This is a genomic window from Variovorax monticola, assembly GCF_051216855.1.
Classification (GTDB): Bacteria; Pseudomonadota; Gammaproteobacteria; order Burkholderiales; family Burkholderiaceae_C; genus Variovorax.
The window spans coordinates 111,661-131,398 of record NZ_JBPJZP010000005.1; the positions used below are offsets into that span (position 1 = coordinate 111,661).

Genomic DNA, 19,738 nt, shown 5'->3' on the forward strand with positions numbered 1-19,738 from the left:
ACCCCCCTGACATGAACCAACAGGACAACACCATGAACTCGCGCCGCAGATTCATCACCGGCACCGCCACCACCAGCGCCGCCGCCCTCGCGCTCTCGGCCTTTCCGCCCGCGATTCGCCGCGCGCTCGCCATTCCGGCCAACAACATTACCGGCACCATCCAGGACGTCGAGCACATCGTGATCCTGATGCAGGAGAACCGCTCGTTCGACCACTACTTCGGCACGCTGATGGGCGTGCGCGGCTTCGGCGACCGTTTCACCATTCCGCTGCCCAAGGGCCTGACTGTCTGGCAGCAGAGCGACGCCAAAGGCGACGAGCGCCTTCCCCACCATCTGGACAGCCGCAAAGGCAACGCGCAGCGCGGGGAAGGCAACAACCACGCATGGAACGATGGTCAGAACGCATGGGACGGCGGCCGCATCGTCCAATGGCCCAAATTCAAGGATGTAGAGAAGGAGGGAAAGACACCGACTTCGATGGCCTACTTCAAGGAAGCCGAAGTGCCGTTCCAGTTCGCGCTGGCCAACGCTTTCACGCTGTGCGACGGCTACCACTGCAGCATGCACACGGGCACCAACTCGAACCGCTTGTTCCACTGGACCGGCACCAACGGCCCGACCGGCGCAGGCGTGGCCTCGGTCAACAACGAATGGAGCGTTATCGAGGGTTCCGCCAACGGATACGAATGGAAGACCTACCCCGAGCGCTTGCAGGAAGCCAAGGTCAGCTGGATCGTCTATCAAAACATGCCCGACAACTTCACCGACAACCCGCTCGTGGGCTTCAGGCAGTACCGCCGGGCCAACGAGGCCTCGGGCAAGCCGGTGAGCAGCACGCCAAACACCACCTCGCCCGCCTACGACCCCGCCAGCGACGACGTCGGCAACCCGCTCTACAAGGGCATCGCCAACACCATGCCCGACGGTGGCTTCCTCGAGCAGTTCCGCCAGGACATCAAGAACGGCAAGCTGCCGCAGGTGTCGTGGATCATCGCGCCAGAAGCGTATTCCGAACATCCGGACAAGTCGAGCCCCGTGCAGGGCGGTTGGTACATCCAGGAAACGCTGGATGCGCTCACGGCCGTACCGGAGGTGTGGAGCAAGACCGTGCTGCTCGTCAACTTCGATGAGAACGACGGCTACTTCGACCACTGCCCCTCGCCCGCGGCCCCATCGCTCAACCTCGATGGCACGATGGCCGGCAAGACCACGCTGCCCGATGCGGACCTGGCCGTCGAGCGCTTCACGCATCCGAAGCCGCCGGGCAGCATCAGCCAGCCCGGACCCGACGGCCGCGTCTACGGGCCGGGCATGCGCGTGCCGATGTACATCGTGTCGCCCTGGAGCCGCGGCGGCTGGGTCAACTCGCAGGTTTTCGACCACACCTCGGTGCTGCGCTTCATCGAAGCGCGCTTCGGCGTGAAGGAGACGAACATTTCGCCCTTCCGGCGCGCAGTGTGCGGCGACCTCACGAGCGCCTTCAACTTCGCCACCCCCAACAACGAGGCATTGCCCACGCTCGCGGGGCGCATGAGCAAAGGCGATGCCGAAAAACTGCGCAAAGACCAGGAAGCACTGAAACAGGTGGCGTTGCCCGTCGATCAACAATTTCCGCGCCAGGCGACCGGCACGCGCCCTTCACGCGCCCTTCCCTACGAACTGCACGTGAGCGGGCGCTGCGATGCGCTCAGCGGCCAGATGAGACTGGTCTTCAAGAACACCGGCAAGGCAGCAGCGGTATTCCACGTCTACGACAAGCTCCACCTGGAGCGCCTGCCGCGTCGCTACATGGTGGAGCCTGGCAAGACACTGGACGACGCCTGGGCAGCAGCCACCGACGACTTCGGCCTCTACGACCTGTGGGTGCTGGGGCCCAACGGCTTTCACCGCCATTTCATGGGCAACCTCGAAGCATTGCGCACCAGCGCAGCGAACCCCGAGGTGCGCGTGTGCTACGACATCGCCAACGGCAACGTGCACCTGCAGATGCTCAACAGCGGCGAACGCGGATGCAAATTCACGATCCGCGCCGTGGCCTACCGCGTCGATGGCCCGTGGGAGGCCAGCGTTGCCGGCGGTGCCACGGCCGAACAGTTGTGGGCACTGTCCACCAGCGGCCAGTGGTACGACTTCGACGTGACCTGCGACGCCGATCCGGTCTACTACCGCCGCTTTGCCGGCCGCGTGGAAACCGGCCGGCACTCGGTGAGCGACCCGGCCATGGGCATGACGGAGCCGGCATGACACTGCAGATCAAGAATCTTCACAAGAGCTTTGCCGGGCACGTGGCGCTGGATCGCATCGAACTCGAAGTCGGCAGCGCCGAGTTCATGTGCCTGCTCGGCCCGAGCGGCTGCGGCAAGACCACCTTGCTGCGGATCGTCGCGGGCCTGATGGCGGCGGACGGTGGCAGCGCGTCGCTCAACGGTCGCGACCTGGCGGCGATACCGGCGCGCGACCGCGGCTTCGGCATCGTGTTCCAGTCGTACTCGCTGTTTCCCCACATGACCGTGGCGCAGAACGTCGGCTACGGCCTGCGCATCCGTGGGCAGGGCGCGGCCGAGACGGCACGCCGCGTGGCGGAACTGCTCGCGGTCGTGAAACTGCCGGACGCCGAACAACGGTATCCGGGGCAGCTTTCCGGCGGCCAACAGCAACGGGTCGCGATCGCACGCGCGTTGGCCGTCAGTCCGTCGCTGCTGCTGCTCGACGAGCCGCTGTCGGCGCTGGACGCCAGGGTGCGCGCCTCTCTTCGGCACGAGCTTCGGGCGTTGCAGCGCGAGCTCGGCATTCCGACCCTGATGGTGACGCACGACCAGGAAGAAGCCATGTCGATGGCTGACACGATCGTTTGCATGAACCAGGGGCGCATCGAGCAACAGGGGCCGCCGCAGACGCTCTACCTGCAGCCGCGCACGCGCTTCGTGGCCGACTTCATGGGGCACAGCAACCTGCTGCCGCCGGCACTGGCACATCGGCTGGCGCCCCGCCTGCCGGAACTGCCCGCCGGCCTGAGCGCCGACCAGGCGCTGCTGTGCGTGCGGCCCGAGCGAATTCACCTGGGCGGCGACGCGCCGGCAGTCTGGCAGGTGACGGACACGAGTTTTCTCGGAAGCATCCAGCGCATCCGCCTGCAGCACGACGAAGTCGAACTGCAGGCGGAGACCAGCAGTGCGGTATCGCTCGTTCCGGGCCAATGGGTCGCGCCGTCGTTCGGCGCCGAAGACTGCAGCTGGGTTCGCGCATGAAGGCCGAACCGTTGCTCCTGCGCAGAGCCGACGCGTGGCTCTTGCGCGCATGTCTCTGGTTGCCGTTGACTGCGCTCGTCCTGTTCTTCGGCGTGCCCATGCTGGGCATCGCATGGCGCAGCCTGATGCAGGACGCAGGCGGTATCGGGCTGGGCAACTATGCGGCGTTGCTCGACGCGCCGGGCGTCTGGCGCGCCCTGTTCAACAGCATGACGCTGGGGGTCGCCACGACGGGCGTGACCCTGTTGCTGGCTTTTGTGCTGGCCTACGGCATCGAACGCACCTGCATGCCCGGGCGCAGCTTCACGGCCATCGGCATGGCACTGCCGGTGCTGGCCCCGTCGCTGGTGCTGGGCCTCGGCTTGATTTTTCTCCTGGGGCGCAACGGCATCGCCAGCAAGCTGCTGGGGGTGCGCGTGGACATCTACGGCTTCTGGGGGCTCCTGATCGCGGACGTGATGTACGCCTTGCCGCAGGCGGTGTTGATCCTGCGCGCCGCACTGCGGCACGGCGATGCGCGCCAGTACGACGCCGCCGAGGTCCTGGGCGCCACGCCCTGGCGGCAGTTCGTCGACATCACCCTGCCCGGCATGCGGTACGGCCTGCTGGGTGCGGGGTTCGTCGTCTTCACCGTGACCATCACCGACTTCGGCAATGCCGTCGTGATCGGCGGCGACTTCCAGGTGTTGGCCACGGAAATCTACAACCAGGTCAATGGCCAGATGAAGTTCGGACTGGGCGCGGTGATCGGCATCGTGCTGCTCGTGCCGGCGGCGCTGTCCGTGTTCGTCGAGCATCTGGCCACCCGGCGGCAGGCCGGCATCGGGGCCGAGTCCGCGCAAGCGCCGCTGGCCCGGCGCCGGCCGGGCCGCGACGCCGCCTTCTTCGGCGTGGCGCTGGCGGTCGCGGGCTCGATCTTTGCGGTGGTGCTGAACGTGGTGGTGGCCAGCTTCATTCGGCTGTGGCCCTACCGGCTCGACCTGACGCTCAAGCACTACGACATCGGCATCGCCGGAGGCTATGCCCCCTTGTGGACATCGATCGGTGTTTCGCTTGCGTCGGCTGTTTTCGGCACCGCCATGCTCTTCCTGCTGGCCTTCGGGGTGCAGCGGCTGCCTGGTGCCGCAGCACGTGCGGCGCGCCTGCTGAGTGCGTTGCCCGTCGCGGTTCCGGGTCTGGTGCTGGGCCTGGCGTATGTGTTCACCTTCAACTCCGCCGACATGCCCTGGGGGGCGCTGTACGGGTCGGCTGCGCTCCTGGTGTTGTGCAACTGCTATCACCACCACACACAGGGTTTCGTCAGCATGATGACCGGCATGCGCACCGTTCCGACCGCCCTGGACGACGCCGCCACGGTTCTGGGCGGTGGCATTGCCCGCCTGCTGGGCGATGTCTACGGGCCCGCGCTGCGCACCACCTTGCTGGCCGTGGCGGTGTTTCTCTTCATGCGCTCGATGGTCACGCTGTCGGCCGTGATCTTTCTGATCACGCCTTCGCTGTCGGTCGGCGCGGTGACCGTGATGCGACTGGACGAAGCCGGCGTGACCTCCCAGGCCGCGGCGTTCTCGACCTGCATCATGGCGGTGGTCGGCGCCATGGCCATCGTGCTGCACCTGTTGACGCGCAGACCCTCGGCGCTGCGGCACTGACCCCGCCGATTCGCGATACCTGCCGACCACGCCAGGATCGGCCAGGCCAGCCGGGTGAGCCATCTGCACCCGGCGCGGCTTGGCGTGGCGAGCGGGCTGCCCTCACCCCAACCCTCTCCCGCCAGCGGGAGAGGGAGCAAGACAGCAAGACAGCAAGACAGGACGCAGCACACATCGCCGCACCCCGGACGAACTACACCACCAGCCGATACCCCACAGCCGTCTCCGTCAACAGATGCCGCGGCTGCGCCGGGTCTGCTTCCAGCTTCTGCCGCAGATGCCCCATGTAGATGCGCAGGTAGTGGCTCTGGTCGGTGTGCGACGGCCCCCATACCTCGCGCAGCAGCTGGCGCTGCGTCAGCACGCGGCCCGCGTTGGTGGCCAGCACCGACAGCAGGCGGTACTCGGTCGGCGTCAGGTGCACCTCGGCGCCGGCACGGCGCACGATGCGCGCGGCGCGGTCCAGCTCGATGTCGCCGAAGCGAAACACCGCTTCGGCGGGCTCGTCGCTGCCGCCGCCTGCGGCACGCGGGCGCCGCAGGTTGGCCCGCACGCGCGCCAGCAGCTCGCCGGTGCCGAAGGGCTTGGTGAGGTAGTCGTCGGCGCCGGCATCGAGCGCGGCGATCTTGTCGGCCTCGTCGGTGCGGGCCGAGAGCACGATGATCGGCACGGCCGACCAGCCGCGCACATCGCGAATCAGCGACACGCCGTCGCCGTCGGGCAGGCCGAGGTCCAGCACCAGCAGGTCGGGCTGGCGCGTGCCGGCGGCCGCCAGGCCTTCGCGCAGCGTGCCGGCCTCGTGCACCACCCAGCCTTCGGCCTCGAGCGCGCCGCGCACGAACCGGCGGATCTGCGGCTCGTCTTCGATCACGATGGCGGTGGGCGATGGCATGGGAGGCTGGGGCCTGGGCTCAGAGTTGCGCTTCGGCCGACTCGGGCGGCTCGCGGCGGGGCAAGGTGACGGTGAATTCTGCACCGCCGCCGGGTGCATTGCCCGCGGCGATGTCGCCGCCGTGCGCGCTCACCACCGCCTTGCAGATCGCCAGGCCCAGGCCCACGCCGGGCGTGGCGGACTCGGCTTCGCCGCGCGTGAACTTGTCGAACAGCTTCTGTTCATGGCCGAGCAGCGCGGCCGGCAATCCGGGGCCATGGTCGCGCACCGTCAGCACCAGCGTGCCGGGCTCGGCCCGCGCACCGACCACGATGGGCGGCGCGCCGTACTTGGTGGCGTTTTCCAGCAAGTTGACCAGCACGCGCTCGATCAGCACCGCATCGAACTCGACCAGCGGCAGCTCGGGGGCCAGCGCGGTCTGCACGACGATGCTGCCGAGCGAAGTGCGCGCGGCGCGAATGGCCGAGCCCACCACCTCTTCCACCGACTGCCAGTCGCGCCGCAGGTTCACCGCGCCGCCCGCAATGCCGCTTTCGAGCCGCGCCATGTCGAGCAGGTTGTTGACCAGCGCATGCAGTTCGTGCGCCTGCGCGACGATGGCGCGCGCGGCGGCTGCATGTTCGTCGGGCGGCAGGGTCTGCAGCGACTCGGCCAGCGCGATGAGCGCGGTGAGCGGCGTGCGCACGTCGTGCGAAATGGCACCGAGCAGCGCGTTGCGCAGGCGCTCCGATTCCATCTCGACCACCGCCTGCTGCGCCACCTCGACGTAGTGCACGCGCTCCAGCGCAATGGCGATCTGCCGCGCCAGCGTATCGAGCTGCTGCGCCTGCTCGGGAATGAGCAGCCAGCGCGGCTGCGCGGGCGACAGCGCCAGCACGCCGCGCACGCGCATCGGCGCCTGCAGCGGCACGTAGTGCCAGGGCTGCGCGGCGAGCGTGGCGGTCGCCAGGCCGGCGGGCTGGCCGTGGCGAAAGGCCCAGTCGGCCACCTGCGCGTCGAAGCCCTCGGGCGGCTCGGCGGGAAGCAGCAGCTGGTCGGCCGCGTCGGTCACCAGCACCAGCGCCTGGCCGCCGAAGTGGCCTTGCACCGCGGCGCCGCCGAGCGCGACCACCTGCGAGCTTTCGAGCGCGGCGGAAAGCTCGCGCGTGAGCTCGAACAGCGAGCGCGCGCGCCGCTCGCGGCTGGTCGATACGCCCGCTGCGAAGCGCAGGCCCGCCGTGAGCTGGCCCACCAGCAGGCCCACGCCCAGCATGATCGCGAAGGTCAGCACGTACTGCACGTCGCTCACGGCGAAGGACATGCGCGGCGGCACGAAGAAATAGTCGAAGGCCGCCACGTTGAGCAGCGCGGCCAGCGCCGACGGCCCGCGCCCGAAGCGCATGGCCACGCCCACCACGCCGAGCAAAAACAGCATGACGATGTTCGACAGCTCCAGCACGCTGGCCAGCGGCGTGCAGACCAGCGTGAGCGCGATGCTGGTGGCTGCCGCCCATGCGTAGGCGGGCCAGTAGGTCGGCGCCTTCTCGTGGTCGTCGCTGTCGATGCGCGCGCCCTCCAGGGGTGCGCGCGACAGGCGGCGCGAGCTGTCGGCCCGCGCGACTTCCATGATGTCCAGCGCGGGTGCGTGCTTCGCGAGCGCGCCCGACAAGGGTTGCGCCGCCGCGGGCCACCAGCGCCGCCAACCGGTGGCCGGCTCCGAGCGCCCCACCACCAGCGTCGCGCAGTTGAGCCGGCGCGCCTGTTCGGCCAGCTGCTCGGCCACGTCGGCGCCGGTGAGCACGGCGGTGGCCGCGCCCAGTTCTTCGGCCAGCTTGAGCACGGCCAGGATGCGGTCGCGCTCCGCCGCGGCCAGGCGTTGCAGCCGGGGCGTCTCGACATACGCGGCATGCCAGCGCACATTGAGCTGGCCCGCCAGCCGCGCCGCGGTGCGCACCGTTTGCGCGGCCCCTTCGTGCGGGCCGACGCAGGCCAGAATGGCGCCCGATGTGTTCCAGGCCTGCAGGCCGCGGCCCTTGCCCTTGCTGTTGCCGTTCGCGCTGCCCGCGGCGCCCGACTGCTCCACGCGCCAGCCGCGCACATCGTCTTCCACATGCTCGGCCGTGCGGCGCAGCGCAATCTCGCGCAGCGCGATGAGGTTGCCCTTGCGGAAGAAGTTCTGCGCGGCGCGCTCGGCCTGCTGCGGCAGGTACACCTTGCCGGCCGCGAGCCGCGCGGTGAGTTCGTCGGGCGTGACGTCGACCAGCACCACCTCGTCGGCCTCGTCCAGCACGGTGTCGGGCACGGTCTCGTGCACGCGCACGCCGGTGATGGCGCCGACCGTGCCGTTCAGGCTCTCCAGGTGCTGCACGTTCAGGGCAGACCACACCTCGATGCCGGCGGCCAGCAGCTCCTGCACGTCCTGCCAGCGCTTGGCATGGCGCGAGCCGGGGGCGTTGGTGTGGGCCAGTTCGTCGACCAGCAGCACGGCGGGCTTGCGCAGCAGTGCGGCGTCCAGGTCGAACTCGGCCAGGGTGCGGCCGCGGTAGGCCAGCTCGCGCAGCGGCAGCGCGGCGAGCCCAGCGAGCAGCGCGGCGGTTTCGCTGCGGCCGTGGGTCTCGATGACGCCGATCAGCACGTCGCGCCCGGCCGTGCGCTCACGCTGCGCGGCGCTCAGCATGGCCCAGGTTTTTCCCACGCCGGCGCTGGCGCCGAAGTAGATGCGCAGCTTGCCGCGCTGCGCGCGCGCCTCGTCGTTGCGCAGTTGCGCAATCAGGGCGTCGGGGTCGGGGCGGTCGTCGTGCATGGGTGGCGCGCAGGTTATCGCATCGGGCGGTCCTTGCGGCGGCCGGCGTGGCGCCGCGCGGTGCGCGAGAGCACCCACCAGGCAAAGCCCAGCGGCACGAACAGCGCCGCCAGGGCCAGCAAGGCCAGCAGCAGGTCAGTGACCATGGCGCAGGCCGCAGCGCGCGAGGTGCTCGCGCCAGCTCACGAGCCGGCCGATTTCGCCGGAGGGCACGCACTCGATCAGGCGGTGCAGCACGTCGGCATAGCGCGCCAGCGGCAGGCGGATCATCAGGCGCACGCAGGGCGCGTCGCTTTCCTGCGAGCAGCAGCCGTGCAGCAGCGGCTCGCAGCGCACCACGCCCGCGTCGGGGCAGCCGGCGATGCTGCGGCGCACGCGCAGGGCGTCGGCGCAGCAGACGGTGACGTCGAGCACGTAGAACGGGCTGGTGCTGTTGGTGTTCATGGGTGCGTGCGTTCGCGGCACGCCGGGGTGTTCTCGGTAGGCGGCATAGGCCATTTTTTGTTTCTCCTCAACGCGGGGTCGAAGGACTGAAGGCACCGGAAGAAGCGTCGAGCGCAATGTTCAGCGCCAGCACGTTGACGCGCGACTCGCCCAGGAAGCCCCAGGTGGGGCCCTGCGTGTTGTTAGCGATCAGCGCGTTGACCTGTTCGAGCGGCACGCCGCGCACCCGCGCCACGCGTGCCGCCTGGTACTTGGCGGCGGCCGGGCTGATGTCGGGGTCCAGCCCGCTGCCCGAGGTGGTGACCAGGTCGACCGGCACCGGCGCGGTGTTGCCCGGATCGGCGGCGCGCAGCGCCTCGACGCGGCCCTTGACCGCGTCGGTCAGCGCCGGGTTCAGCGGGCCCTGGTTGGAGCCGCCCGAGGCGCTGGCGTTGTACGGCTGCGGCGCGGTGGCCGACGGGCGGCCCCAGAAGTGCTTCGGGTCGCTGAAGTTCTGCCCGATGAGTTTCGAGCCCACGGTGGTGCCGTCCAGCACGATCAGGCTGCCGTCGGCCTGCGCGGGGAACACCGCTTTCGCGGCGCCGGTGACGGCCAGCGGGTAGATCAGGCCGGTGAGCGCGCTCATCAGCACGAAGAGCACGAGCGCGGGGCGAAAGATATTGCCGTTGTTGTCGTTCATGACGAAGAACTCCTCAGACCAGGTGGACTGCAACGAGCAGCCAGTCGATCAGCTTGATGCCGATGAAGGGAACCAGCAGGCCGCCCAGGCCGTAGATGGCCAGGTTGCGGCGCAGCAGCGCGGCGGCGCCCACGGGCCGGTAGCGCACGCCCTTGAGTGCCAGCGGAATCAGGAACACGATGACCAGCGCGTTGAAGATCACCGCGCTCAGAATGGCCGACGACGGGCTCGCCAGGCGCATCACGTTCAGCGCGCCCAGCTGCGGGTAGGTCGACACGAAGATCGCCGGAATGATCGCGAAGTACTTCGCCACGTCGTTCGCAATCGAGAAGGTGGTGAGCGAGCCGCGCGTCATCAAGAGCGCCTTGCCGGTTTCCACCACCTCGAGCAGCTTGGTCGGGTTGGAGTCCAGGTCGACCATGTTGCCGGCCTCCTTGGCGGCCTGCGTGCCGCTGCCCATGGCCACGGCCACGTCGGCCTGCGCGAGCGCGGGGGCGTCGTTGGTGCCGTCGCCGGTCATGGCCACCAGGCGGCCTTCGGCCTGGTACTGGCGGATGAGCGCCAGCTTGTCCTCGGGCGTGGCCTCGGCCAGGAAGTCGTCCACGCCGGCTTCCGCGGCGATGGCGGCGGCCGTGAGCTTGTTGTCGCCGGTGATCATCACCGTCTTGATGCCCATGCGGCGCAGCTCGGCGAAGCGGTCCTTGATGCCGGTCTTGACGATGTCCTTCAGCTCGACCACGCCGAGCACGCGGTTGCCTTCGGCCACGGCCAGCGGCGTGCTGCCGCGGCGCGAGGCTTCCTCGGCGGCGCGCAGCACCTCGGGCGCCATGGTGCCGCCCAGGGCCTCGACGTAGCGGCGCACCGCTTCCACCGCGCCCTTGCGCAGCAGCACGTCGTCGGTGTCCAGGCTGTTGGGCGCGGCCGGCAGGTCGACACCGCTCATGCGGGTCTGCGCGGTGAAGGGCACGAAGCGCGCGCCTTCCACGGCGGCGGCCTCCAGCCCGTCGCGGCGGGCCAGCTCGACGATGCTGCGGCCTTCGGGCGTTTCGTCGGCCAGCGAGGCGAGCATCGCGGCGCGTGCCAGCCGGGCCTTGGTGATGCCCGGTGCGGGCAGGAACGACGTGGCCTGGCGGTTGCCGTGCGTGATGGTGCCGGTCTTGTCCAGCAGCAGCACGTCGACGTCGCCGGCGGCTTCCACCGCGCGGCCCGAGGTGGCGATCACGTTGGCCTGCATCATGCGGCTCATGCCGGCCACGCCCACGGCCGACAGCAGCCCGCCGATGGTGGTCGGAATCAGGCACACCAGCAGCGCGACCAGCGCGGTGAGCGACACCACGGTGCCCGCGCCGGCGGCCTCCACGCTGAACACCGAGAACGGCAGCAGCGTGACGGTGACCATCAGGAACACCAGCGTCAGCGCCACCAGCAGGATGGTCAGCGCGATCTCGTTGGGCGTCTTCTGGCGCTTGGCGGCCTCGACCATGCCGATCATGCGGTCCAGGAACGACTCGCCCGGGTTCACCGACACGCGCACCACCAGCCAGTCGGACAGCACGCGGGTGCCGCCGGTCACGGCCGAGAAGTCGCCGCCCGATTCGCGCACCACGGGGGCCGATTCGCCGGTGATGGCGCTTTCGTCCACCGAGGCCACGCCTTCGATGACTTCGCCGTCCAGCGGAACCACGTCGCCGGTTTCCACCAGCACGACGTCGCCCTTGCGCAGGTTGGGCGCCTGTTCAGGCAGCCACTGCGCGCCATGGTGCGGCTCGGTCAGCTTCTTGGCCCAGGTGTCCTTGCGCAGGCCGCGCAGGGAGGCGGCCTGCGCCTTGCTGCGGCCTTCGGCCAGGGCTTCGGCGAAGTTGGCGAACAGCACGGTGAACCACAGCCACACGGTGATGGCCAGCACGAAGGCGGGCTTCATGCCGGTGTCGCCCGGGAAGCTCAGCGCGTGCACCCAGAGCATCGTCGTGAGGATGCTCCCGATGTACACGATGAACATCACCGGGTTGCGCCACTGCGTGCGCGGGTTGAGCTTGGCGAAGGCGCTCCACAGGGCGGGCTTGACCAGCGCTGCGTCGAACAGCGAAAGAGATGTCTTGGTAGTAGCGGTCATGGTGGGCTCCTTCTTATTTCCAGAGCACCAGGTGTTCGACGATCGGGCCCAGGGCCAGCGCCGGCACATAGTTGAGCAAACCGACCAGCAGCACCGTGCCGATCAGCAACGAAACGAACAGCGGGCCGTGCGTGGGCAGCGTGCCGCTGGTGACGGGCAGTCGCTTCTTGGCCGCGAGCGAGCCGGCAATGGCGAGCACCGGCACGATCATCGCGAAGCGGCCCAGCCACATGGCCAGCCCGAGCAGGCCGTTGTAGAACGGCGTGTTGGCCGACAGGCCCGCGAAGGCGCTGCCGTTGTTGTTGGCGGCCGAGGTCAGCGCGTACAGGATTTCGGAGAACCCGTGCGCGCCGGGGTTCGCGATGCCGGCCTTGCCGGCGCCCGCGACCACCGCCACCGCCGTGCCCGCCAGCACCAGGATGGGCGTGACCAGGATGGCGATGGAAATCAGCTTCATCTCGCGCACCTCGATCTTCTTGCCCAGGTACTCGGGCGTGCGGCCGATCATCAGGCCGGCGATGAACACCGCCAGCATCGCGAAGATCAGCATGCCGTACAGGCCCGAGCCCACGCCGCCGAACACCACCTCGCCGAGCTGCATGAGCACGATCGGCACCATGCCGCCCAGCGGCGTGAGCGAGTCGTGCATCAGGTTGACCGCGCCGCACGAGGCGGCCGTGGTCACGGCGGCGAACAGCGCGGAGGCGTCGATGCCGAAGCGCAGTTCCTTGCCTTCCATGTTGCCGCCGGACTGCAGCGCACTGGCCACCTGGTCCACACCCAGCGAGGCGAGCAGCGGGTTGCCGGCCTGCTCGGCGGGCGTGATGACGATCACGGCAATGACGAACATGACCGTCATCGCGGCGAGCACGGCCCAGCCCTGGCGCATGTCGCCCACCACGCGGCCGAAGGTGAAGCACAGCGCGGCCGGGATCAGGAAGATCGCGATCATCTGCAGCAGGTTCACCAGCGCGTTCGGGTTCTCGTAGGGGTGCGCCGAGTTGGCGTTGAAGAAGCCGCCACCGTTGGTGCCCAGCATCTTGATGGCCTCCTGCGAAGCCACCGGGCCCATGGCCAGGGTCTGCGTGGCGGTGGTGGCGTCTTCCATCACCGGCTGGCCCTTGTCGTCCTTCAGCGGCTGGCCGTCGGGGCCGTTCTTGGGTTGCTGGAAGGCCGTGGTCTCCAGCGTGTTCACCGTCTTGTAGGCGTCGAAGTTCTGAATGACGCCCTGGCCCGCGAACACCATGGCAAGCACGAACGAGATCGGCAGCAGCACCCACAGCGTGATGCGCGTGACGTCGGCCCAGAAGTTGCCCACCAGGCCCTTGCCCTCGGCCCCGTCACCCCTGCGCGCGAAGCCGCGCACCAGCGCGAAGGCCACCGCGATGCCGGTCGCGGCGGACATGAAGTTCTGCACCGTGAGCCCGAGCATCTGCGTGAGATAGCTCATGGTCGACTCGCCGGCGTAGCCCTGCCAGTTGGTGTTGGCCACGAAGCTCACCGCGGTGTTGAAGGCCGAGTCGGGCGACACGGCGGTCATGCCCGCGGGGTTCAGCGGCAGCCAGCCCTGCAGGCGTTGCAGCGCGTACAGGAAGATCGCGCCGATGGCGTTGAAGGCCAGCAGCGCGAGCGCGTAGCGCAGCCAGTGCATCGACTGCTCGGGCCTGGTGCCCGCGAGCTTGTAGAGCGGCGCCTCGACGCGCTGCATCCAGCGCGGCAGGCGCTCGTTGCACATCGCGGCAAGGAATTTGCCGACGGGCCAGGCGAGCATGCCCAGCACCGCGAGAAAGAGGGCCAGCAGGCCCCAGGCGGAGGCGGTCATGTCAGAACTCCTCCGCGCAGATCAGCGCGAACACGAGGTAGGCGAAGAGGATCACGGCGATCAGGGCGCCGAAGCCGTACAGGACTTCGAGGCTGATCACGATGCGGCTCCGTCAGCGGCGTTCGACGCCTTCGACACTTTCGATGGGTTCGGCGCGTCGAGCTTGTTCAGCCCGACCACCATGGCCCCCACCACAGCCCACAGCGCCAGCAAGGCGCCCATCCAGACGATGTCCATTCAATTGCTCCTGGAGCGAAACACAAGGCCTTCAGTCTCGGGATCGGTGCGTAAAAACGGGGAACAGAGTGGTCGGGGCCGCATAAAGAAAGCGTAAAAACGCGCCCCTGCCGGGGTCATTGCCACGCCACGCTCGACAGCACCGTCGGCGTCGTTTAATAATCAAAGCAATTACTTTGATAAATGACGGACTGACGATGAAGACACGTTCAAGGGCCTGGCTCGGCGCCGGCCTCGCGGTGGTGGTGCTGGGGGGCGCGGGCTACGGGCTTGCCGGCAAGCTGAAGCCTGCGCATGCGCAGGCCGGCGGCATGCCGCCGGCCAAGGTGGCGGTTGCCATCGCCAGGAAGACCGAGGTGGCGCGCTTCCTCGGCGGCATCGGCACACTGGAGGCCCACCGACAGGTCGAGGTGCCGGCCGAGGTGGAGGGGCGGGTGTCGAAGATCCTGTTCACGCCCGGCGGCGCGGTGCGCGCGGGCCAGTTGCTGGTGCAGCTGAACGACGCGCCCGAGCAGGGCGACCTGGCGCGCCTGACGGCCCAGCGCGCCAACGCCCGCGCCCTGCTGGAGCGCACGCGCCGCCTGCTGCCGCAGCAGGCCGCCACGCAGGAGCAGCTCGAACAGGCGCAGGCCGCCTTCGACCAGGCCAGCGGCGAGCTGAAGCGCGCGCAGGCAGTGCGCGAGCAGAAGCAGATCAAGGCGCCGTTCGACGGCGTGCTGGGCATCCGCCGCGTCAACCTCGGGCAGTTCGTGCGGGCGGGCGACGCGCTGGTGTCGCTCACCGACGCGCGCACGCTGTTCGCCAACCTCACGCTGCCCGAGAACGCCCTGCCCGTGCTCCAGCGCCACCAGCAGGTGGCGCTCTCGGTCGATGCCTATCCGGGCCGCGTGTTCCAGGGCCGGCTCAGCATCATCGAGCCGCAGATCGGCACCGACACGCGCACCGTGCGCCTGCAGGTCAGCGTCGACAACGCCGACGGCGCACTCGCTCCGGGCATGTTCGTCAACGGCAAGGTGGCGCTGCCCGCGCGGCCTGACGCCATCACCGTGCCCGAAACGGCGCTGACCTACAGCACGCACGGCGACTCGGTGTTCGTGGTGCGCGCCGCCGACCAGGGAGACGGCAAGGGCGACGGCTTCAGCGCCCAGCAGGTGTTCGTGAAGGCCGGCGACCGGCAGGACGGCCGGGTCGTCATAGAAAAAGGCCTGATGCCCGGCGACAAGGTCGTCACCTCGGGCCAGCTGCGGCTGTACAGCGGCGCCCCGGTGGCGCCGACCGAGAAGGACACGCTGGCCCTGCAGGAGTCCCGGCCATGAAGTTCACCGACCTGTTCGTGCGCCGGCCCGTGCTGGCGCTGGTGGTGAGCACGCTCATCCTGCTGCTGGGCGCCCGCGCGCTGGGCGACCTGCCGGTGCGGCAGTACCCGCTGACCGAAAGCACCACGCTCACCATCACCACGCAGTACCCCGGCGCCTCGCCGGAGCTGATGCAGGGCTTCGTCACGCAGCCCATCGCGCAGGCGGTGGCGACCATCGAGAACGTCGACTACCTGTCGTCGTCTTCCACGCTGGGCCGCAGCGTGATCAGCGTGCGCATGAAGCTCAACGCCGACGCCAACCAGGCGCTCACGCAGGCGATGGCGCAGGTCAGCCAGGTGAAGTACCGGCTGCCGGCCGAGGCCTTCGACCCGGTCATCCTGAAGTCGTCGGGCGAGGCCACGGCCGTGGCCTACGTCGGCTTCTCGAGCAAGACGATGCCGATGCCCGCGCTCACAGACTACCTGTCGCGCGTGGTGCAGCCGCAGTTCGCGTCCATCCCCGGTGTGTCGGGCGTGGAGGTGTCGGGCGGGCAGACGCTGGCGATGCGCGTGTGGCTGGACCCCGCCCGCATGGCCGCGCGCGGCATCTCGGCCGGCGAGCTGGCCGACGCGCTGCGCCAGAACAACGTGCAGGCCGCACCGGGCCAGGTGAAGGGCCTGTACGTGGTGTCGAACATCCGCGTGAACACCGACCTGGTGAACGTGGCCGAGTTCCGCGACATGGTGGTCAAGCGCCAGGCCGACGGTGGGGGCGACGCCCTCGTTCGCCTGGGCGACGTGGCCACGGTGGAGCTGGGCGCCGCGAGCGCCGACAGCAACGCCACCATGGACGGCGTGCCCGCCATCTACCTCGGCCTGCAGGCCGCGCCCAACGGCAACCCGCTGGTGATCGTGAAGCGCATCCGCGACCTGCTGCCCGGCATCCGGCAGAACCTGCCGCCGGGCGTGGAGGTGCAGCTGCCCTTCGAGCTGGCGCGCTTCATCGAGGCGTCGATCGACGAGGTGCAGCAGACGCTGCTGGAGGCCATCGCCATCGTGGTGCTGGTGATCTTCCTGTGCCTGGGCTCGGTGCGCGCGGTGCTGATTCCGGTGGTGACCATTCCGCTGTCGATGCTGGGTGCCGCCGCGCTGATGCAGCTGTTCGGCTTCAGCATCAACCTGCTGACGCTGCTGGCGATGGTGCTGGCCATCGGGCTGGTGGTGGACGACGCCATCGTGGTGGTGGAGAACGTGCACCGCCACATCGGGGAAGGCAAGTCGCGCGTGCAGGCCGCATTGATCGGCGCGCGCGAAGTGGCCGGCCCGGTGATTGCCATGACGCTCACGCTGGCCGCGGTGTACGCGCCCATCGGCCTCATGGGCGGGCTCACGGGCTCGCTGTTCAAGGAGTTCGCCTTCACGCTGGCCGGCGCGGTGGTGGTGTCGGGCGTGATCGCGCTCACGCTGTCGCCGGTGATGAGCTCGTTCCTGCTGCCGCGGGACACCACCGGCAGCCGCATGGCGCGCGCCGCCGAGTCGTTCTTCCACCGGCTGTCCAGCGCCTACGGCGGACTGCTCGACGTGTCGCTGCACCACCGCTGGGTGACGGGCGCCTTCGCCGCGGTGGTGCTGGCGAGCCTGCCCTTTCTGTACAACGCGGCGCAGCGCGAGCTGGCACCGGGCGAAGACCAGGCCATGGTGCTCACGGCCATCAAGTCGCCGCAGCACGCCAACATCGACTACGTCGAGAAGTTCGGCAAGAAGTGGGACGAGGTGTTCGCCACGCTGCCCGAGAACACCGGGCGCTGGCTGATCAACGGCTCCGACGGGGTGGCCAACAGCATCGGCGGCGTGCAGCTTTCGGACTGGAAGAGCCGCCAGCGCAGCGCCGACCAGATCCAGGGCGACACACAGGCGCGCATGAACGACGTGGAAGGCAGCAGCGTGTTCGCGTTCCAGCTGCCCTCGCTGCCGGGCTCCACCGGCGGGCTGCCGGTGCAGATGGTCATTCGCAGCGCGGGCGGCCACGCCGCCGTGTTCGAGGCGATGGAAACGCTGAAGAAGGCGGCGCGCGACAGCGGCAAGTTCGCCGTGGTCGACAGCGACCTGGAGTTCAACAACCCCACGGTGGAGATTCGCGTGGACCGTGCCAAGGCCAACAGCATGGGCGTGACCATGAAGGCCATCGGCGACACGCTGGCGGTGCTGGTGGGGGAGAACTACGTCAACCGCTTCGGCATGGACGGCCGCTCTTACGACGTGATTCCGCAGTCGCCGCGCGACCAGCGCCTGACGGGCGAGGCGCTGTCGCGCTACTTCGTGAAGAGCGCGAGCGGCCAGAGCGTGCCGCTGGCCAACCTGGTGCAGTTGTCGACCAGCGTGGGGCCCAACAAGCTCACGCAGTTCAACCAGCTCAACGCGGCCACCTTCCAGGCCATTCCGATGCCGGGCGTGAGCATGGGCGACGCCGTGGCCTTCCTGAGCGAGGAGGCAAAGAAGCTGCCCGCTGGCTTCAGCTACGACTGGCAGTCGGACGCGCGGCAGTTCACGCAGGAGGGCTCGGCACTGGTGATGGCCTTCGTGTTCGCCATCGTGGTGATCTACCTGGTGCTGGCCGCGCAATACGAGAGCCTGCGCGACCCGCTGATCATTCTGGTCAGCGTGCCGATGTCCATTTGCGGCGCGCTGGTGCCGCTGGCGCTGGGCTTCGGCACCATCAACATCTACACGCAGATCGGGCTGGTGACGCTCATCGGGCTCATCAGCAAGCACGGCATCTTGATGGTGGAGTTCGCCAACGAGATCCAGATGCACAAGGGCTTCGACCGGCGTACGGCGATCGAGGAGGCCGCGCGCATCCGGCTGCGCCCCATCCTGATGACCACGGCCGCGATGGTGATGGGCCTGGTGCCGTTGCTGTTCGCCAGCGGCGCGGGCGCCAACAGCCGCTTCAGCATCGGGCTGGTGATCGTGGTCGGCATGCTGGTGGGCACGCTGTTCACGCTGTTCGTGCTGCCCACGATGTACACGCTGCTGGCGCGCGACCACCGTCCGGCCAGCCGCTCGCAACGCGCGGCCGAACTCGACGGCCTGGCCGAAGGCGCATGACCATGAACAGACTTTTCAACTCCCTTCCCTTTGCATTGAGCACGCTGGTGCTTGCGGGCTGCGCGGTCGGCCCGACGTACACCGCGCCTGCCGATGTGCCTGTCGTCATCTCCGCGCCCGAGCGTTCGCTGTTCGCCGACGACGCGGTGCAGCGCGACTGGTGGCATCAGCTCGACGACGCGCAGCTCGATGCGCTCATCGACCGCGCGCTGGCCGGCAACCACGACATCCGCATCGCACAGGCCCGCCTGCGCGAAGCCCGCGCCACGCAGACCGAGGCGGAACTCGACCGGCTGCCGGTGGTCACCGCCGGCGCCAGCAAGACACGCGGCATCGCGCAAGGCAACAGCAGCACGCAGACCGACGTGCGTTCGCTGTCGCAGAGCAGTCGCGCGGGCTTCGACGCCGCGTGGGAAATAGACCTGTTCGGCCGCCTGCAACGGCTCGACGACGCCGCCACCGCGCGCACCGAGGCCAGCGCGGCCGACCTGGAGCAGGTGCGCATCGTGGCCGTGGCCGAACTGGCCCGCAACTACTACGAGATGCGCGGCGCCGAGCAGCGCATGGCCGTGACGCGCCGCACGCTGGACAGCCTTCGCAGCAGCCTTCGCGTGACCGAGGCGCAGGTGCGGACCGGCCGCGCGCTCGAAGGCGACCTGGCCAGCGCGCAGGCCAACCTGGCGACCACCGAGAGTCAGCTGCCCGCGCTGGAGACCGCACGCCGGCAGGCCGCCTACCGCGTCGCGGTGCTGGCCGGCCTGCGCCCCGCCGAACTGGCGCCCCTGCTGCAGCCGCGCGCGCTGCGCGTGCTCGACAAGCGCCTGCCCATCGGCGACCTGGGCGAGCTGCTGCGCCGCCGGCCCGATGTGATGCGCGCCGAGCGCGGCCTGGCGGCCAGCACGGCCGACGTGGGCGCGGTCACGGCCGAGCTGTACCCGCGCTTCGACATCGGCGGCTTCCTGGGCTTCATCGCGCTGCGCGGTGCCGACCTGGGCAGTTCGTCGAGCCGGGCCTTCAGCGTGACGCCCGGCGTGAGCTGGCCCGCCCTGAGGCTGGGTTCGGTGAAAGCCCGCGTGCGCGGCGCCGAGGCCCGCGCCGAGGGCGACCGCGCGCTGTACGAGCAGACCGTGCTGCGCGCCATCGAGGACGTGGAAGGCGCGCTCACCGGCTACGGCCAGAACCAGTTGCGCCTGCAGCGGCTGGCGCAAGCCTCGGCGCGCAGCGGCCGCGCCGCCGAACTGGCCGAGGTGCGCTACCGCGAAGGGGCGGCCCCCTACCTGAGCGTGCTCGACGCGCAGCGCACCCTGCTGCGCGCCCAGGACGCCGTGGCCGAGGCCGAAACCGCCTCCTACACCAGCCTGGTGGCGCTCTACAAGGCGCTGGGCGGCGGCTGGCAAGCACCCGCACAGGCAAAGGGCGGTCCAACCACCTGACAATGGCAGCGTTGACCTCCACGACCGAACCC

At 69.4% G+C, this 19,738-nt stretch carries 15 protein-coding genes; 6 read left to right on the forward strand and 9 right to left on the reverse strand.

Translation table 11 applies throughout. The annotated features are described in order from the left end of the window. Positions 1 to 32 precede the first annotated feature (32 nt). From ACSFA5_RS18285 to ACSFA5_RS18295, 3 genes are all read left to right on the forward strand, one after another. Positions 33 to 2,246 (forward strand): phosphocholine-specific phospholipase C, encoded by a 2,214-nt coding sequence (locus ACSFA5_RS18285; RefSeq protein ID WP_435445472.1) that lies wholly within the window; start codon positions 33 to 35, stop codon positions 2,244 to 2,246. Further along, the gene (locus tag ACSFA5_RS18290; protein ID WP_435445473.1) at positions 2,243 to 3,250 is read left to right on the forward strand and encodes an ABC transporter ATP-binding protein; all 1,008 of its coding nucleotides are present in this window, start codon (positions 2,243 to 2,245) and stop codon (positions 3,248 to 3,250) included. Before ACSFA5_RS18285 ends, ACSFA5_RS18290 begins: the two co-directional genes overlap by 4 nt. A 65-nt stretch (positions 3,251 to 3,315) precedes the next feature. Continuing rightward, positions 3,316 to 4,899, forward strand: a complete 1,584-nt coding sequence (locus ACSFA5_RS18295; RefSeq protein WP_435445474.1) for an ABC transporter permease subunit — start codon at positions 3,316 to 3,318, stop codon at positions 4,897 to 4,899. A gap of 193 nt (positions 4,900 to 5,092) precedes the next feature. Here ACSFA5_RS18295 and kdpE read toward each other — a convergent pair whose 3' ends face one another. The 9 genes from kdpE to ACSFA5_RS18340 form a co-directional block, all read right to left on the reverse strand. Next, positions 5,093 to 5,791 (reverse strand): two-component system response regulator KdpE, encoded by a 699-nt coding sequence (gene kdpE / locus ACSFA5_RS18300; protein WP_435445475.1) that lies wholly within the window; start codon positions 5,789 to 5,791, stop codon positions 5,093 to 5,095. Between the two features lie 19 nt (positions 5,792 to 5,810). Further along, complete coding sequence (locus tag ACSFA5_RS18305) at positions 5,811 to 8,573, reverse strand: DUF4118 domain-containing protein (RefSeq protein WP_435445476.1); 2,763 nt, start codon at positions 8,571 to 8,573, stop codon at positions 5,811 to 5,813. A gap of 14 nt (positions 8,574 to 8,587) precedes the next feature. Continuing rightward, positions 8,588 to 8,719, reverse strand: coding sequence for a hypothetical protein (locus ACSFA5_RS18310; protein WP_435437574.1), 132 nt, complete (start codon positions 8,717 to 8,719; stop codon positions 8,588 to 8,590). Continuing rightward, positions 8,709 to 9,017 (reverse strand): hypothetical protein, encoded by a 309-nt coding sequence (locus ACSFA5_RS18315; protein ID WP_435445477.1) that lies wholly within the window; start codon positions 9,015 to 9,017, stop codon positions 8,709 to 8,711. Before ACSFA5_RS18315 ends, ACSFA5_RS18310 begins: the two co-directional genes overlap by 11 nt. A 67-nt stretch (positions 9,018 to 9,084) precedes the next feature. Continuing rightward, positions 9,085 to 9,696, reverse strand: a complete 612-nt coding sequence (gene kdpC / locus ACSFA5_RS18320; RefSeq protein ID WP_435445478.1) for a potassium-transporting ATPase subunit KdpC — start codon at positions 9,694 to 9,696, stop codon at positions 9,085 to 9,087. Between the two features lie 13 nt (positions 9,697 to 9,709). After that, positions 9,710 to 11,809, reverse strand: a complete 2,100-nt coding sequence (gene kdpB / locus ACSFA5_RS18325; RefSeq protein WP_435445479.1) for a potassium-transporting ATPase subunit KdpB — start codon at positions 11,807 to 11,809, stop codon at positions 9,710 to 9,712. A gap of 13 nt (positions 11,810 to 11,822) precedes the next feature. Beyond that, a complete protein-coding gene (kdpA, locus tag ACSFA5_RS18330) occupies positions 11,823 to 13,631 on the reverse strand; it encodes a potassium-transporting ATPase subunit KdpA (protein WP_435445480.1) in 1,809 nt (602 codons plus the stop codon). Position 13,632: 1 nt separating this feature from the next. After that, positions 13,633 to 13,731 carry a K(+)-transporting ATPase subunit F gene (gene kdpF / locus ACSFA5_RS18335; RefSeq protein WP_093243136.1) on the reverse strand — a complete coding sequence of 33 codons (99 nt, stop codon included), beginning with the start codon at positions 13,729 to 13,731 and terminating at the stop codon, positions 13,633 to 13,635. Further along, positions 13,728 to 13,868: a hypothetical protein gene (locus ACSFA5_RS18340; protein WP_435445481.1), complete on the reverse strand. Its 141-nt coding sequence runs from the start codon at positions 13,866 to 13,868 to the stop codon at positions 13,728 to 13,730. Before ACSFA5_RS18340 ends, kdpF begins: the two co-directional genes overlap by 4 nt. Positions 13,869 to 14,065: 197 nt before the next feature. Here ACSFA5_RS18340 and ACSFA5_RS18345 point away from each other — a divergent pair, with 197 nt between their 5' ends. Genes ACSFA5_RS18345 through ACSFA5_RS18355 form a run of 3 tightly spaced genes read left to right on the forward strand, consistent with a single transcriptional unit; the run spans position 14,066 to position 19,706 of the window. Then, on the forward strand, positions 14,066 to 15,184 hold the full coding sequence (locus tag ACSFA5_RS18345; protein WP_435445482.1) for an efflux RND transporter periplasmic adaptor subunit: 1,119 nt from the start codon (positions 14,066 to 14,068) through the stop codon (positions 15,182 to 15,184). After that, positions 15,181 to 18,273, forward strand: a complete 3,093-nt coding sequence (locus tag ACSFA5_RS18350) for a MexW/MexI family multidrug efflux RND transporter permease subunit (protein ID WP_435445483.1) — start codon at positions 15,181 to 15,183, stop codon at positions 18,271 to 18,273. Before ACSFA5_RS18345 ends, ACSFA5_RS18350 begins: the two co-directional genes overlap by 4 nt. Then, the gene (locus ACSFA5_RS18355) at positions 18,270 to 19,706 is read left to right on the forward strand and encodes an efflux transporter outer membrane subunit (protein ID WP_435445484.1); all 1,437 of its coding nucleotides are present in this window, start codon (positions 18,270 to 18,272) and stop codon (positions 19,704 to 19,706) included. The genes ACSFA5_RS18350 and ACSFA5_RS18355 overlap by 4 nt, the downstream gene beginning before the upstream one ends. The last annotated feature ends 32 nt before the right edge of the window (positions 19,707 to 19,738 follow it).